The sequence below is a fragment of the Microbacterium sp. FG3 genome (assembly GCF_057809335.1).
On the sequence record NZ_JBMDJT010000032.1, the window covers coordinates 17,925 to 31,635 of the forward strand.

Annotated in this window: 15 protein-coding genes and 2 pseudogenes; 7 read left to right on the top strand and 10 right to left on the bottom strand. The window is 66.6% G+C overall.

Annotated elements, in window-relative coordinates; all coding sequences use genetic code 11:
• Window positions 1-158: 158 nt before the first annotated feature.
• Window positions 159-1,478 carry an ISL3 family transposase gene (locus ACODR5_RS10535; protein WP_488983614.1) on the top strand — a complete coding sequence of 440 codons (1,320 nt, stop codon included), beginning with the start codon at window positions 159-161 and terminating at the stop codon, window positions 1,476-1,478.
• A gap of 33 nt (window positions 1,479-1,511) precedes the next feature.
• On the opposite strand, the pseudogene ACODR5_RS10540 reads toward ACODR5_RS10535, so the two are convergent.
• The 5 genes and pseudogenes from ACODR5_RS10540 to ACODR5_RS10560 form a co-directional block, all read right to left on the bottom strand.
• Window positions 1,512-2,321, bottom strand: a pseudogene (locus ACODR5_RS10540) (alpha/beta hydrolase fold domain-containing protein); the annotation flags it as partial.
• Window positions 2,215-2,721 (bottom strand): LLM class flavin-dependent oxidoreductase, encoded by a 507-nt coding sequence (locus ACODR5_RS10545; RefSeq protein ID WP_292801314.1) that lies wholly within the window; start codon window positions 2,719-2,721, stop codon window positions 2,215-2,217. The pseudogene ACODR5_RS10540 and the gene ACODR5_RS10545, both read right to left, overlap by 107 nt.
• Entirely contained in the window at window positions 2,718-3,389 is a 672-nt protein-coding gene (locus ACODR5_RS10550; protein WP_488983606.1) for an alpha/beta hydrolase, read from the bottom strand. The genes ACODR5_RS10545 and ACODR5_RS10550 overlap by 4 nt, the downstream gene beginning before the upstream one ends.
• A gap of 85 nt (window positions 3,390-3,474) precedes the next feature.
• The gene (gene fabG / locus ACODR5_RS10555) at window positions 3,475-4,215 is read right to left on the bottom strand and encodes a 3-oxoacyl-ACP reductase FabG (RefSeq protein ID WP_292733411.1); all 741 of its coding nucleotides are present in this window, start codon (window positions 4,213-4,215) and stop codon (window positions 3,475-3,477) included.
• A 139-nt stretch (window positions 4,216-4,354) separates the two neighbouring features.
• On the bottom strand, window positions 4,355-5,335 hold the full coding sequence (locus tag ACODR5_RS10560; RefSeq protein ID WP_488983607.1) for a LysR substrate-binding domain-containing protein: 981 nt from the start codon (window positions 5,333-5,335) through the stop codon (window positions 4,355-4,357).
• An 89-nt stretch (window positions 5,336-5,424) separates the two neighbouring features.
• On the opposite strand from ACODR5_RS10560, the gene ACODR5_RS10565 reads away from it, so the two are divergent.
• Genes ACODR5_RS10565 through ACODR5_RS10575 form a run of 3 tightly spaced genes read left to right on the top strand, consistent with a single transcriptional unit; the run spans window position 5,425 to window position 7,637 of the window.
• Window positions 5,425-6,381, top strand: a complete 957-nt coding sequence (locus ACODR5_RS10565; RefSeq protein WP_488983608.1) for a CoA transferase subunit A — start codon at window positions 5,425-5,427, stop codon at window positions 6,379-6,381.
• Entirely contained in the window at window positions 6,378-7,169 is a 792-nt protein-coding gene (locus ACODR5_RS10570; protein ID WP_488983609.1) for a CoA-transferase subunit beta, read from the top strand. Before ACODR5_RS10565 ends, ACODR5_RS10570 begins: the two co-directional genes overlap by 4 nt.
• 15 nt (window positions 7,170-7,184) lie before the next feature.
• The gene (locus ACODR5_RS10575; protein ID WP_488983610.1) at window positions 7,185-7,637 is read left to right on the top strand and encodes a MaoC family dehydratase; all 453 of its coding nucleotides are present in this window, start codon (window positions 7,185-7,187) and stop codon (window positions 7,635-7,637) included.
• A 75-nt stretch (window positions 7,638-7,712) separates the two neighbouring features.
• On the opposite strand, the gene ACODR5_RS10580 is transcribed toward ACODR5_RS10575, so the two are convergent.
• Window positions 7,713-8,573, bottom strand: a complete 861-nt coding sequence (locus ACODR5_RS10580) for an alcohol dehydrogenase catalytic domain-containing protein (RefSeq protein ID WP_488983611.1) — start codon at window positions 8,571-8,573, stop codon at window positions 7,713-7,715.
• A gap of 155 nt (window positions 8,574-8,728) precedes the next feature.
• On the opposite strand from ACODR5_RS10580, the gene ACODR5_RS10585 reads away from it, so the two are divergent.
• Window positions 8,729-9,382 (top strand): hypothetical protein, encoded by a 654-nt coding sequence (locus ACODR5_RS10585; protein ID WP_488983612.1) that lies wholly within the window; start codon window positions 8,729-8,731, stop codon window positions 9,380-9,382.
• On the opposite strand, the gene ACODR5_RS10590 is transcribed toward ACODR5_RS10585, so the two are convergent.
• Window positions 9,344-9,964, bottom strand: coding sequence for a hypothetical protein (locus ACODR5_RS10590; RefSeq protein WP_061682416.1), 621 nt, complete (start codon window positions 9,962-9,964; stop codon window positions 9,344-9,346). The genes ACODR5_RS10585 and ACODR5_RS10590 overlap by 39 nt on opposite strands.
• A gap of 397 nt (window positions 9,965-10,361) precedes the next feature.
• Here ACODR5_RS10590 and ACODR5_RS10595 point away from each other — a divergent pair, with 397 nt between their 5' ends.
• Window positions 10,362-11,009 carry a hypothetical protein gene (locus tag ACODR5_RS10595; RefSeq protein WP_061682420.1) on the top strand — a complete coding sequence of 216 codons (648 nt, stop codon included), beginning with the start codon at window positions 10,362-10,364 and terminating at the stop codon, window positions 11,007-11,009.
• Window positions 11,010-11,025: 16 nt separating this feature from the next.
• Here the strand turns inward: ACODR5_RS10595 and ACODR5_RS10600 are convergent, their stop codons facing one another.
• Complete coding sequence (locus ACODR5_RS10600) at window positions 11,026-11,964, bottom strand: abortive infection family protein (RefSeq protein ID WP_061682422.1); 939 nt, start codon at window positions 11,962-11,964, stop codon at window positions 11,026-11,028.
• A gap of 167 nt (window positions 11,965-12,131) precedes the next feature.
• Entirely contained in the window at window positions 12,132-12,554 is a 423-nt protein-coding gene (locus ACODR5_RS10605) for a hypothetical protein (protein WP_061682425.1), read from the bottom strand.
• Between the two features lie 95 nt (window positions 12,555-12,649).
• Between ACODR5_RS10605 and ACODR5_RS10610 the strand changes: the two are divergent.
• Window positions 12,650-13,123, top strand: a pseudogene (locus ACODR5_RS10610) (DEAD/DEAH box helicase family protein); the annotation flags it as partial.
• A gap of 369 nt (window positions 13,124-13,492) precedes the next feature.
• On the opposite strand, the gene ACODR5_RS10615 reads toward ACODR5_RS10610, so the two are convergent.
• A partial coding sequence (locus ACODR5_RS10615; RefSeq protein ID WP_488983613.1) for a transposase occupies window positions 13,493-13,711 on the bottom strand: 219 nt, incomplete at its 5' end.

The window sequence follows — 13,711 nt, forward strand, 5'->3', positions numbered from 1 at the left end:
CTCCGAGTTGAAGACGGAGCGCGGACGAAATCTGCGCACCGACAAGCGCGACACCTCGGGAGAGCGTCACGTCCAGACCCAGTCAGATGCTCTGCCGAGGGCGCTCAGGGGCTGGCATTCACTGCTCCTCCGTGGCAATACCAACAAGGACCTTCGACGTGTCTCACGATAATTCGGGGTGCACTGACGCGCGCCCCACCTCCTATCCTTGTTCCTGCTGCGACCTGCTGCTCGGACTCGATGGTGTCCATGTCGAACACGTCGACCGCCGCCACGGGGTTCTAGTCGTGACGGTTTCGAGCTCTGCGACACCGAATGGGTGCCCTGGGTGCGGTGTCGTCGCGGTCGGCCGCGGGCGCCGCCGCCGGGTGCTACATGACGTTCCCGGGCCCACTCGGGTGCGGATCGTCTGGCGGCAACGGGTCTTCAGGTGTGACGAGGATAGCTGCGCGCGGAAGACGTTCGTCGAACAGATTCCATCGCTAGTTGCCCACCGCGGGTCGATCACGAAACGAGCCATCGCCTGGGCAGTCGGGCAACTCCGGCGCGAACACGCCACCATTGAAGGAATCCGCCGTCAGCTGGGCACTTCGTGGAAGACGGTGTGGCGCGCCGTCGAATCCGAGTTGGTGAAGCTCGCCGCGGACGAGTCCCGGTTCGCGAACGTCACCACGCTCGGCGTCGATGAGCATGTGTGGCATCACGTCGACCCGCGTCGGCGCGGGTCGAGGGAGCTGACCGGGATGGTCGACCTCACCCGCGACAGCAGCGGGAAGACACATGCCCGGCTGCTGGATCTCGTGCCAGGCCGCTCCGGGACCGCCTACGCGGGATGGCTGAAGGAACGCGGCGACGCGTTCCGGCGCAACGTGCAGATCGCGGCGCTGGACCCGTTCGCCGGCTACAAACGCGCGATCGACGACACCCTCCAAGACGCCGTTGCGGTGCTGGACGCGTTCCACGTCGTCAAGCTCGGCACCACCGCGGTCGACGAGGTCCGCCGGCGGGTGCAGCAAGACACCCTCGGGCACCGGGGCCGCAAAGGCGACCCACTGTTCGGGATCCAGACCATTCTCCGCGCCGGCGCGGAGAACCTCACTGAGAAGCAACGCGCCCGCCTTCACGCCGCGATCGCCGTCGATCCCGCCCACGACGCCGTGCACGTCGCGTGGCAGTGCGCGCAGAAGCTGCGCTCCGCCTACCACGCTAGGGACCTCGCAGAGGGGCGGCGGATCGCCGAGCAGGTCGTCGCGACATTCCCCACCTGCCCGATCCCGGAGATCGCCCGCCTCGGCCGCACCCTGCGCCGGTGGAAGGACGCGTTCCTGGCCTACTTCACCACCGGCCGGGCCAACAACGGAGGAACCGAGGCAGTGAACGGGATCATCGAACTGCATCGCCGTCTCGCCCGCGGGTTCCGTAACCGCGAGAACTACAGGCTCCGGATGCTCCTCGCCGCTGGCGGCCTGGCCCCATGACCCCCACCGAATGTCCGAAGAGCCGGCATTGTCGACCAACGACTCGACCGAACCGGCGTTGACGTACAGCGGGGGGAACCCGGTGAAATCCGCGTAGAGCGGGTTCGCGAGCGGCGCCGACGGGCTGGTGGTCTCCCCCAGCACGCCGGCGATCATGCCCTCCAGGAGCGGCACGGAGATCAGCGCGTCGGTCGCATCGTTGGTGACCAGCGTCGCGCCGCGGTTCTCCATGTCCAGCCACGGGGAGAACGCGATGACGTGCCCGGGCAGCGGCCGTCCCTTCGCCTTCAACGCCAACGGGATGGCGATGGCGAGATTGCCTCCCGCCGAGTCGCCGATGGTGGTGACGTCCTCGGGGTGGACCCCCCGCTCCAGCAGGGCCTCGAACGCCGCGACCCCGTCGTCTACCTGGGCGGGGTGCGGGTGCTCGGGCGCGCGACGGTAGTCCAGCACGAACGCTGTTACCCCGGCCGCCTTCGCGACGTGCGCGGCGAGCTTCCGGTGGCTGGCCGCAGAGCCGACGGCGAACCCGCCGCCGTGCGTGTAGAGGAGGACCTTGGAGCGATCGGCTCCGGCCGGGAACGCCCAGATGCCGGGCACGCCGCCGACCGTCTCCTCCTTGTAGGTGACATTTTCCGGTTCGATGGTCGGCTGGTGCCATTCATCGAAGATGCTGCGGAACAGCCGCATGTCCAGCTCGTGGGTGGCCATGAGCTCGGACCAGCCCAGATACAGATCACGCAGGGCGCTCGGGACGACTGCGGTCGCGGTGGATGACGAGGACATCGCATAACTCCCGGAGACGCAGCAGCAGATCCAGCCGATCCTCGAAGTACTCGTCATAGCGCGCCAGCACCTGACCGAACAGCGGGAACGACTCGGTGTAGGCGCCGCGCCCTGCGGTCAGCTCGGCCCGTCCTCCGCTGATCAGGTCGAGGGTGGCGAAGTCCTCGAAGGTGCGCACAGGGTCGGCGCTGGAGAGCACCGTGACAGTGCTCGTGAGTCGGATACGAGAGGTGACGGCAGCCGCAGCGGCCAGGACGACCTGAGGCGAGGAGACCGCGAAGTCCGCTCGGTGGTGCTCTCCCACGCCGAAGACGTCCAGGCCGGCCTCGTCCGCGACCTTCGCCCACTCCAGGACATCGCGCAGTCGCCCGGCCGCCGACAGTGGCGCGCCGTCGGCGCCGCGGGTGAGCTCACCGAAGGTGAAGATGCCGAACTCGAACGCTGTCGTCCCGCTCATCGGGCATCGACGGCATGTGCACCGACATGCTCGATGAGGAAGTCCCGCACGTCCGCGATCTCGGCCGCGTCGATGCCGTGAGCCAGACCCGGATAGACCCGCTCATGAAGGGTGGCGTGCGTGGGGAGGAACGCGCTGGTCCGCGCGATCGCCGGCGCCGCGATGACCCGGTCTTCCGCCCCGCGCCCCCAGAACACGTGCGGGCGGCTCACCGCGAGCACGTCGTCCCCGGGCTGGGTTCCCCGCGCGACGAATCCTCCGAGCACGACGGGCGCGATCACACGTTCCGGTCGGGTGCGCAGGAGCTGGCTCGCCATCAGCCCACCCTGAGAGAACCCGATGGGGACGACGCGCGCGGTCGGGTCAACGTTCGCGTCGACCCATGCCCAGACCGAGTCGGTGGCCATTGCCAGCGGTGCGGGATCCGGATCGCCGGGTGTGACGATCTCGTACCACGCTGCCCCGCCGTTGCCCATCAGCAGCGGTGCGCGCAGTGAGGCCCACGGCAGCCGAAGACCGAGCGCACCCGCAAGACCGGCGAGGTCGCGTTCGTTGGAGCCGAAGCCGTGAAGGAAGATCGCGACGGCCTCGCCGTCGGACCCGTCGACAGGTTGGGAGGATCGCACATCTCGTAGCAGGGAGTTCACTGACTCGTCGGCCCTTCTCATTGCAGACTGAATACTTGTAGATAAAACTATATCGGTTAGTTGTATCTACAACCGTCTACACGGCGCCACCGCGCGTCGACCGTAGTCAGATGTTTCGTCCGCCGGAGATCTCGATGACCGTTCCCGTGAGATAGCTCGAGAGCTCGCTGGCGAGGAACAGCACGACGTTCGCGACTTCGCTCGGCTGACCGAATCGTCCGAGGGGCACCTCAGCGAGCCGGGACTCGCGAATCCTCTCCGGCATGGCGTCGGTCATGGGCGTGCTGATGATGCCGGGCTGGATTGCGTTGACCCTCACCCCTGCGAAGCCGACTTCTTTGGCGGCGGCTTTGGTCAGGCCGACGATTCCCGCCTTTGCCGCGGAGTAATTGGTCTGACCGACGTTGCCGACCTTTCCGGAGATCGAGGACACGTTGATGATCGAGCCGCGGCCCTGTTCGCGCATGATCCCCGCAGCCTCGCGGGTGCCGAGCCATGCACCCCTCAGATGCACATCGATCACGGCGTCGAAGTCCTCGAGGGGCATCTTGCGCATCGTGGCGTCGCGTGTGAAGCCCGCGTTGTTGACCCACACGTCGAGGGATCCGAATGACTCCACGGCAACCGCCGCCGCAGCGGCGACCGCCGCCGGGTCCGATGCGCTGCCGAGCGAGGTCGCCGTGCGTCCTGGACGATCGAGTTCATTCAGGGCGCGTTCGAGCGCCTCGGAGGAGACATCCGTCAGCACCACGTTCGCCCCCTCGGCGAGCAGAGTGTGAGCCATCGCCAGACCGAGTCCGCCGGCGCCGCCCGTGATGACCGCGGTCTTTCCGTCGACCAGTCCCATTTCCGACCTCCTCGCGCGGTCACGCCCGGACGCAATGAAGCGGCCTGACCACGTTTCGATTCTGAGGGCGGGGGTCAGTCCTCGTCCAATACCGGTGTGCCGCGGAACTGAGACTTCGAGCGAAATAATCGCCGCGCGATCAATCTGTGCTGGTGATCGCTCGCCTCCGTGACGACAGCGCGTCGTAGGTGAGATCGGTCGGTTCGGCGAACGCGAGCTTGACGAGGCCGACCACGGACCGCAGGGCGGCCGAAGGGTTCTGGGTGCTCCAGCCGATGGCCGACTCGACCACGGGAAGCTCATCCGTGAGCGGGCGGTACGCCACGCTCTCATCAAGGTTGGCCCGCATCACCGACGTCAGGGTGAGAGTGACACCGACATGCGCCGCGACGAGAGCGATGATCGTGTAGGAGTCGGGCGCCGCCTGGACGACGTTGGGGGTGAAACCGGCTGCGAGGCAGACCTGCTGCAGGAGCGACTGCACAGACGAGCCCGAATCGGCGGGAAACGTCACCCACGGTTCATTCGCGAGGTCCCGCAACGACAACTCCGCCCGCGCGGCGAGCGCGTGATCCTCCGGCAGCGCGACGACCAGCTGCTCACGCTCGATGACCTGGTACTGCACGCCGGGGGCGATGAAGGGCAACCGGATGAAACCGAGGTCGAGAGTGCCGTCGACGAGGCGCGAGAGTGCCGCGTTCGCATACAGCTGTCCGTGCATCTCCAGCTCGATGTTCGGATACGTCGACCGGACGGCACGGGCCAGGACAGGCAGCGCGCTGTTGCTCGAGGCTCCGGCAAACCCCACGGTCACCCGGCCGTACTCTCCTCGCCCTCCGGCGCGCGCGGCGCGCTCCGCATCCTCGACGTCAGCGAGCACCTTCTTCGCCGGCGCGATCATCGCCTGGCCTGCGGAGGTCAGCTCGACGGAGCGCGTATTGCGGGCGAAGAGCTGCACGCCGAGGTAACGCTCGAGCTGACGAATCTGCTGGCTCAACGGCGGCTGGGCCATGTGCAGGCGCTCGGCCGCACGGCCGAAGTGCAGCTCGTCGGCGACGGCGAGGAACGCGCGCAGATGACGGAGTTCCACGGGATGACGACCTCCGCGTCGAGTGATCAATCTGAAGTCCTAATTCAACCACGATTCGGTATTGGACGAATATGGAAAGACCGGGCAGGCTCGGAGGAGAGCAAGGGAGGTCTGTCGGCATGGACGAATCGCGCTCCGGCGTCGACAAGACGATGACGCTCACGGATGCCATCCGGCGGTTCGTCCGACCTGGATCCACCGTCTCTCTCGAGGGTTTCACGCATGCGATCCCCACCGCCGCCGGACAGGAGATCATCCGGCAGCGCATCACCGGGCTGACCCTGGTCCGGATGACGGCGGACATCGTGGTGGATCAGATGCTCGCGGCAGGTTGCATCGATACGCTGATCTCGTCCTTCGTCGGCAATTCGTCCGCGGGGTCGCTGGGCGAGATCCGGCGGCGCATCGAGCGATCGGACCCGGCACCCCTCACCTTCGTGGAGTACTCGCACCACGGGCTCGTGTGCCGGTACATCGCCGGGGCGAAGCGGCTTCCGTTCTATCCGATCCGCTCGTATTTCGGCAGCGATCTTCCGTCAGTCAACGATGAGCTGCGCATCGTGACCTCCCCCTTTCCGCTTGAGGACGGCAGCCTGGAGCAGATCTACGTTGTACCGCCCATCAACCCGGATGTGACGGTCATCCACGCACAGCGCGCAGATCGCGCGGGCAACGTCCAGATGTGGGGGCTGACCGGGGTCCAGGCCGAGGCGGTGTTCGCCGCGCGCCATGCGATCGTGACGGTCGAGGAGATCGTGGACGACGTGGTCGTGCGCTCAGACCCGAACCGGACGATCATCCCCTCGCATGCGATCGATGCCGTCGTCGAGGTGCCGATGGGCGCGCATCCCTCCTTCGCCCAGGGATACTACGACCGCGACAACGAGTTCTACCGAACATGGGCCGCCATCAGTGCCGATCCGGTTCGATTGCATGAATGGCTGCAGAAGTGGGTCTACGACCTCGCGGATCATCGGGAGTACGTCGCGCAACTGGGCGAGGCCACCCGCGAACGACTCCGCGTCGGAACCGCCCCCAGCCTGCCGGTGGACTACGGAACAAGGATTCCCCGATGACGCACGTGGAGACCGTGTCGGCTGAAATCGCCGAGGCGTCACTCGAAGAGACCATGACGGTCACCGCGGCGCGCGCGCTCGCCGGCAAGCACCGGGTGTTCGCCGGCATCGGCATGCCCACCCTCGCCGTCGCCCTCGCTCAGCAGACGGTCGCGAGGGATATCGAGGTCATCTACGAGTCCGGGGTCTGCGGAGCCCATCCGAGCGAACTCCCCGCGACGATCGCCGACGCCGTGCTCATCACCGGCAGCGAGGCGGTTCTGAGCATGCCCGCGCTCTTCGGCTACGTCCTGCAGGCCGGCCGCATCGACGTCGGGTTCCTGGGTGCGGCTCAGATCGACCGCTACGGCAATCTGAACTCGTCCGTCATCGGCGAATGGGCGCACCCGCAGAAGCGCCTTCCGGGCTCCGGCGGCGCGCTCGAAGTCCTCGCGAATGCTCGCGAGGTGTTCGTCGTGATGCGCCGGCACACCCCTTCCGCCTTCGTCGACCAGCTCGACTTCTGCACGTCTGCCGGCCCGGAGCGCGTCCTCGCCGCCGGCGGCCGACCGTTCGGTCTCGGGGTCACCAAGGTGTTCACGGGGTTCGGAACGCTCAGCCGTTCCGGCCCGGGCGAAGAACTCGAACTGGCCGAGCTGCACCGCGGTGTGGACCCCGACGAGGTCGTCGCGGCAACGGGGTGGCCGCTTCGCGTGTCACCCGAGATGCACACCATCGAACCGCCCACCGCCGCAGAACTGGATCTGCTTCGCAACGACATAGACCCCAAGCGGGTCTACCTTCGCTGAGGCGTGAGGAGAAACATGCTGAAAATAGACCCGCAGTCCGACCTGACCTCGATGGTGGGCACACCCCTCGGGACCGGTGAATGGCTCACGATCGACCAGGCGCGGATCGACGCGTTCGCTGCGGCCACCGATGATCATCAGTGGCTTCATACCGATCCTGTGAAAGCAGCCACGGGCCCGTACGGACGGACGATCGCGCACGGCTTCCTGGTTCTTGCGCTCCTGCCTGCGCTGGCCTCGAGCGCGCTGGCGATCACCGGATACACCTCCGTGGTCAACTACGGATTGAACCGGGTGCGCTTCCCCGCGCCGGCCCTCGTCGACTCGCGCGTACGCGACCGGCTGAAGCTCGATTCGGCGGATGCCGCTCCGAGCGGCATCCTGCTCACACTCACGCACACCGTCGAGGTCGAGGGTCAGGATCGCCCGGCATGCGTGGCACAACAGATCCGCCTCCTGACCCGGTAAGAGCGGAGTGTCGGCGGGAACGCTGGTCTGAGCGCCCCCACCGACACCGATGGACGAGGGTCGTCCGCTTCGAGGTCAGGCGGTCGGATCGACCAGCAGCTTCATGCGGCGGCTTTCGCGCAGCTCGTCGAACCCCTGCTCGATGAGTCCGGTCAGAGGAATGGTCTCGACCCAACCCGTGGTGTCGTAGTGGCCTGCGGCCATGAGGTCGATGACAGCCTTGAAGTCGTCCGCGGTGTAGCAGATCGTTCCCTGAATCCGCCGTTCACGCAGGACGAGCTGGATCAGCGGGGTCGGGATCGGGTGGTCGTAGATCGCGACGCTGATGAGGGGCCGCTGCTCCCCCAGCGACGCGAGCGCCGACTCGATGGCGGGCGCGACTCCTGCCGCGTCGAACGCCGCGTCCACACCGTCGCCGTTCGATCGGTCGGCGATGAATGCGGGCACGTCCACGGCCAGCGGATCGATCGTGCGACCGCCGAGCCTCTCTAGTGCGGCCCGGCGAACGGGCGACGGCTCGATGACATCGATCTCGGTCAGGCCCATTCCGCGCAGGGCGAACCAGATGCCGATTCCGATCGGCCCCCCGCCGTAGATGAGCGCCGAGCTCTGATCGTTCACTTTCGCGTGCTTGGCCGCGTGGTAGGCCACGGCCATGGGTTCGACGAGAGCGCCGAGCTCGAGCGAGACGGAGTCGGGGAGTTTGTGGATCTGATCGACGGGTACCACCGTGTACTCCGCCATGCCACCGTCGGCCATCAGGCCGTGGAAGCCGATCTTGCTGCACAGGTTGTATGCTCCGGACCGACAGGCTCGGCATTCGCCGCAGCGATAGATCGGTTCGATTGTGACCCGGTCGCCGACGGCGACATCTGTGACCCCCGCGCCGACATCGGTGATGGTGCCCGAGAACTCGTGCCCGAGAACGACCGGCATCGCCGCTCAGCCTCGAATGGGTCACCTGGCAACTCGACCACGGCGCGCCGGTCGCGCTCACCGACACCGGCTACATCAGCCTCGAGAACATCGCCCAGGTCGACCTCGCGCTCGGCCGCGGCGCAGACATCGCGAGCCAGGCTTCCGGGACTGTGATGACGATGCTGCCCATCGAGTCCCTCATCCTGAAGAACTCCGCCGACCAGCTGCGCACCGCGATCGACCGCGCCGGCGTCCCCGTCGCCCTCGCCCTGGGCCACAGCACCGACCCGTTCGGCGCCGTCGACACCGTCCGCGGCCTGCTGCACGTGCTCGGCTCACAGGTGAGCATCGCGCTGCTGCGCACCGACCTCTCCGCCGTCGCCGCGGTCGCCGCCGGCGCCCGGTTCGGCGCGGTCGGCACCAGCAGCACCCTCCGCCACATCTGGCCCTCCAAGGGCGGCGGCCGCAGCCCCGGCACCTCCGTGCTGGTCCCGCGGCTGATGTCCTACCACCTGCTCGAGCGGCTCCCGCTGGTCGCCGCGCAGGTCCCCGCCGACTACTTCTGGTGCGACTGCAACATCTGCGAAGGCGGCGCGGTCTTCGACCACGTCACCGAGCACACCGCACCCGAACACAGCATCGGCTCGATCGCCACGTTCGCGGCGAACCTGCTCTCCGGAACCCGCGAGGAGAACCTCAAGTCGTTCCGCGAGAAGGCGATGAACGCCCAGACCCTGCACTCCGAGATCCAGGTCGAGATGGAAGACGTCCGCTGGGCGCCTGCCCGCTCACTCGACTCCTGGGTGAAGGCCCTCGACGGCCGGTAACGCGCACGGCAGCGCATCCGACCGGATCGCCCACTCGAACAACCGCTCCTCATACACCCGACGCCACAACGGGCTCAACGCCGAGCCCGCCCGCACGCCGGCATCGCCGCCCACATGCACCTCGACGCTCGACTCGTCACACACCACCAGCGCCGTCCCCTGCGCGTCGAACTCCTCCGCGACCAGCGGCGACCGGCGCGGGAACACGGGAAACATCCCGATCGTCCTCGCCAGTGACCGCAGCGGCCGCAACGCCCGCCTCGTCGGCGTCGGCGCGCCCACCCCGACCATCGCCGCGACCCGCAGCACCGTCGGGCACCCCGCATCCAGCAGGTCACGCACGGCATCCGTCGACACCGCCGGGCCATCCATCCGGGTCAGCCGCAACGACAGCGCGCGCCGGTCCCAGACGACCACCGGATACACGTTCGCGTCCAGGAACGTCGTCAACGGCAACACCGCCGCGCCCGGCAGCAGCGTCGTAGTCGCGTGAGCGGCCGCGGCATCCCGCAGCCCGGGCTCACCCCACGCGCGATCGGCAGCAGTCCGACGAGGGGTCTGCAGCACGATCGAGATGCTCATGCTGCCCCCTCCAGCTCAAATTGCAGACGAGACCCGGCTAGGACCTCCACAACGGCGTCAGCCCGCGGCCGAGCATAGATCGCACCGCCCACACCAACCCCGAGAGTCTGCATCACCCACGGCGGAGTCACAAGCTGGCCCACCTTCGACACCATCTGAGCACCCTCCTCACCCTCCTCCGCGCGACGCACACACACCACCCCCTCGGCCACCTCGAACCGCACCCGACCCGGCACCTCGATCCCCGCCGACACCAGCACGCGCCGCGGGATAGACAACTGCCGACGCGCCCCGATCATCCGCGGCCCATGCACCAACAACCCACTCATGCCTTAACTTTAAGATGACTTTCGATCGACGTCCACCGGCCCCGCCGATTCGGTGGCACGCTGAGACGATGAGCAGCCCCAGCCAGCCGCCATCCAACGCCGACAGCGTCGCTGGCTTCGACCGCACCATCCCGCTCGCTGTCGAGGCCCTCGAGCACCGGGCGCGTGACGTCGAGAGCGTTGCTGGCGCCGGCGACGAGGCTGCGGTAGTCAAGGCATACGCGGCCGCTCGGTTCTTCATCGTCCAGATCGACGTCGACATGCGCGTGCTGCTGCGCGCCATGGCCGCAGACCCCGCTGCGCGGGTCACGACCGAGAAGCTCCTCGCCCTCGTCCTGCGCGAGAGCATCGAAGGCGTCTACAGGGTCCTGGGAGACCTGCAACGCACTGCACGCACGCAGACCGGTCGGTTCGCTGACTTCATCGACATCGAGGGGCTCACCGCGGGGCAGAACACCTACAAGGCAAGCGTCCGGGACATAGCCGATGACCGCTCCTTCAAAGAGACGCTCGTGAAGATCCGCAACGAGGTCGCCGCACACATGTTCAGAGACGACGTCGGCATCGAATCAGGGGCCGCCTGGGTCGTCTCTCGCTCCGTCATGCCCAAGACCGACGACGCCATGTTTGAGAGCCTGATCTTCAGCCGCTCGATCCAAGTCCTCCACGCGCTCCACACCCTCGATGAGGCACTCGCTAATATCCGCCGGATGTGATCGAAGCGGTCGCAAGTCAGCTGGGGAGCTCCAACGCGCCAGACTCGATGCGCGCCTGCCACGTATCGAGGACGAACTCCGCGATTGTCACGGTTGCGTTCAGAGCGAGACGGGCATGGCGAGCAAGCGCTGCGCTGCGAGACGATTGCCCATGTCCGATTCCGAGCTCGTTGCGCAGCTCGGCAAGTGAGCTCACAGTCGTCACGAGCGTTCGGAGGATCTGCTGAGAGGTCTGGCTGGCGCGAGCCGACTCGGGGACGGCTTCCGCATTCAGAGCTAGCAGCTCGGCGACCTTGCGATACAGGCGCGGCACGTCGTCGTTGCCGCCGTAACTCACGCCACTGCGGTCCAGGATGATCTTGAACAGGCTCTCGAGCAGGTTCTTGCACGAGGAGATCGCCGCCGCCGGGTCAGCCACCAGCCCGGCCCGGATCCGAGTGAGATGCTCCTGAAGCACCGCAGGATCCGTGAGCGGCCGCTCGCTCAGACGCAACTCGGGCGCTGAGCCGTGAAACGCGTCGAGTCGCCGCCAGCCATAGACAGCGTGCCCGCTAATCCAATCGGAGGCATACAGTTCATACCCGTCGCGGGCCAGCGCCTCGTTGAAGCCCTTGAGGAGCGCCGCGACCTCCGATTCGTCGGAACGAACGAGGGGATGCAAGATCTCGGCGAGGAACGCGAGAACTACATCGTCATCACCATGCGCGAGGTTGAACCGACTGTCCGAGAAGACCCAGTCGTCGTCCCAGTCGTAGTTGTTCACGCGGTGCTGCCAGATGTCTCCATGCGCATCGCGATACCGCGTATCCGCGCTCGGCAAGCTGCTCAGATCGTAGAGGCGCCCAAGGAAGTCCGGCTCCTGGAGACGGCCCGACCAACCCAACCCTGACAGCGCGATCGAATCGAACAGCTTTCGACGCGTGATGGCAGAGATGCGATTGCGAGATGCCGGCATGCCACCGATGCTATGCACTCCGCAAGCCCGGCCTCGAGACGGTCGGGCCGCGCCCTCAAGCTCACTGCGATTGAGCACTGCACCAGACGACCAGGCCCGAACTTCATGGCAAGTTCAATGTCCCATTGGGCGGCCATGGCACTTGCTCGGAGCGGTGCCGTGCCGCTCTAAGCGTCGTCGATACCCATCGCGCGTCGGGTGGCGGCGTCCAGATCTGCCTGCTCCTGTGGCATCTTCTGGAGCATGGCCTCTACCGTCCGCTGGGAGTAGCCCTGAGCGTCTACGGATTCGCCGTCCTTCGTGAATATGAATCGCTTGCCATCGTGACGACGAACGAACGCCGTAATCACCTTCGCCAGACCGTGCAGGCCGCCGGCGCTGCCGGCAGCTATGCCGAGCACCTTGACTACTTCGATCCAATCAGTCGGATCATAGGAATGCTCCATGGCTGTGTTGTGGTCGATACCGTGCTCGTCGAGAAGCTTCAGGATCTCGTCGCTGTGCTCCGACGGGAAACGCAGCTGCAGGCTGTCGTCGCCGAGATGTCCTAGCGTGACCAGTATGGGTACGACTTCCTTGTCAGTGCTCATGGAGCAAGTGTTCCAGACCGTGAACGCTGTTCGAGCGGTGGTCTCAGTCGCGCACGAACGCTCCGCCCAGGGGCACCGACGAATTAGGGGGAACGATGGCGATCAAGAAGCGCTCGGATACGCAGTTGCGCGCTGAAACTCCGGAGAAGCTGTTCCCGCTACTGCGGAAGACGGGGGAAAACTCAGACACGCTATGGCCGCAGCAGGTCGATCTGCTGCGCGAGTATGCCGAGAAGCGCGTGGGTGCCCGGGATCTTGCGATCGAACTGCCGACTGGTACGGGGAAGACGTTGACCGGCCTTCTTATCGCGGACTGGCGGCGCCGCGAGGGTAAGGGGCGCGCCATCTTCGTCTGCCCAACCAAGCAGCTCGTGCGTCAAGTCGTAGCGGCAGCGGAGAAGGAAGGTATCGACGTCGTCGATCTCTCGGGGTCTTGGAAGCAGTGGGATCCGTCGGCTCAAAGCAAGTACGAGCGTGCGAAGGCTACGGCCGTGGTCCCCTACAGCTCGATCTTCAACACGTCTCCGAAGCTGATTGAGGCAGACATCATCGTGTTCGACGACGCGCACGCGGGCGAGCAGTACGTGTCAAAGGCGTACACCGTCGAAATACCACGCCACCTCTACGGGTCGATTTGGAGCGAGGCGCTGGAAGCGGTCGCACCGATGCTCCCCCAGGAGCGGTATCAGCAGCTCATCGGGAACACCCCCGGCGCAGGAACCCGTGAACTTGTTGACGGTCTCGTCCTCGCCCAACGCGACGACGCACTGCCGGGACTTGCACGTGCTCTCGGCGCCTTCGCGCGCGTTGACCGCTCCGATCGGTTCGCAGCAGCACAGAAATTCGCCTTCGACGCAATAGGAGGCCACCTCGCTGCCTGCACGCTCTACGTCTCCTGGTCGAAGATCGAAGCAGGCTCTTCGGACTTCCGGTGGGGGTCATGGGGTGAGGCCGCCGGCGGCGAGGAGCATGCGGAGGCGGTAGTTGTGCCGGTTTCGGTAGCCGCGGGCGAGGCGGCGGTGGAGCTCGATGATCCCGTTCACCGCCTCGGTGCCGCCGTTCGATGACCGGTTGGTGGTGAAGTAGGCCAGGAACGCGTCGGTCCACCGCCGGAGGGTGCGGCCGAGGCGTGCAATCTCGGGGATCGGGCAGGTGTG

Coding starts and splice junctions, on each gene's coding strand:
- ACODR5_RS10545 (WP_292801314.1), bottom strand. CDS start 2,721: ATGAGCGGGACGACAGCGTTCGAGTTCGGCATCTTCACCTTCGGTGAG.
- ACODR5_RS10550 (WP_488983606.1), bottom strand. CDS start 3,389: ATGAGAAGGGCCGACGAGTCAGTGAACTCCCTGCTACGAGATGTGCGA.
- fabG (WP_292733411.1), bottom strand. CDS start 4,215: ATGGGACTGGTCGACGGAAAGACCGCGGTCATCACGGGCGGCGCCGGC.
- ACODR5_RS10565 (WP_488983608.1), top strand. CDS start 5,425: ATGGACGAATCGCGCTCCGGCGTCGACAAGACGATGACGCTCACGGAT.
- ACODR5_RS10570 (WP_488983609.1), top strand. CDS start 6,378: ATGACGCACGTGGAGACCGTGTCGGCTGAAATCGCCGAGGCGTCACTC.
- ACODR5_RS10575 (WP_488983610.1), top strand. CDS start 7,185: ATGCTGAAAATAGACCCGCAGTCCGACCTGACCTCGATGGTGGGCACA.
- ACODR5_RS10580 (WP_488983611.1), bottom strand. CDS start 8,573: ATGCCGGTCGTTCTCGGGCACGAGTTCTCGGGCACCATCACCGATGTC.
- ACODR5_RS10585 (WP_488983612.1), top strand. CDS start 8,729: ATGACGATGCTGCCCATCGAGTCCCTCATCCTGAAGAACTCCGCCGAC.
- ACODR5_RS10590 (WP_061682416.1), bottom strand. CDS start 9,964: ATGAGCATCTCGATCGTGCTGCAGACCCCTCGTCGGACTGCTGCCGAT.
- ACODR5_RS10595 (WP_061682420.1), top strand. CDS start 10,362: ATGAGCAGCCCCAGCCAGCCGCCATCCAACGCCGACAGCGTCGCTGGC.
- ACODR5_RS10600 (WP_061682422.1), bottom strand. CDS start 11,964: ATGCCGGCATCTCGCAATCGCATCTCTGCCATCACGCGTCGAAAGCTG.
- ACODR5_RS10605 (WP_061682425.1), bottom strand. CDS start 12,554: ATGAGCACTGACAAGGAAGTCGTACCCATACTGGTCACGCTAGGACAT.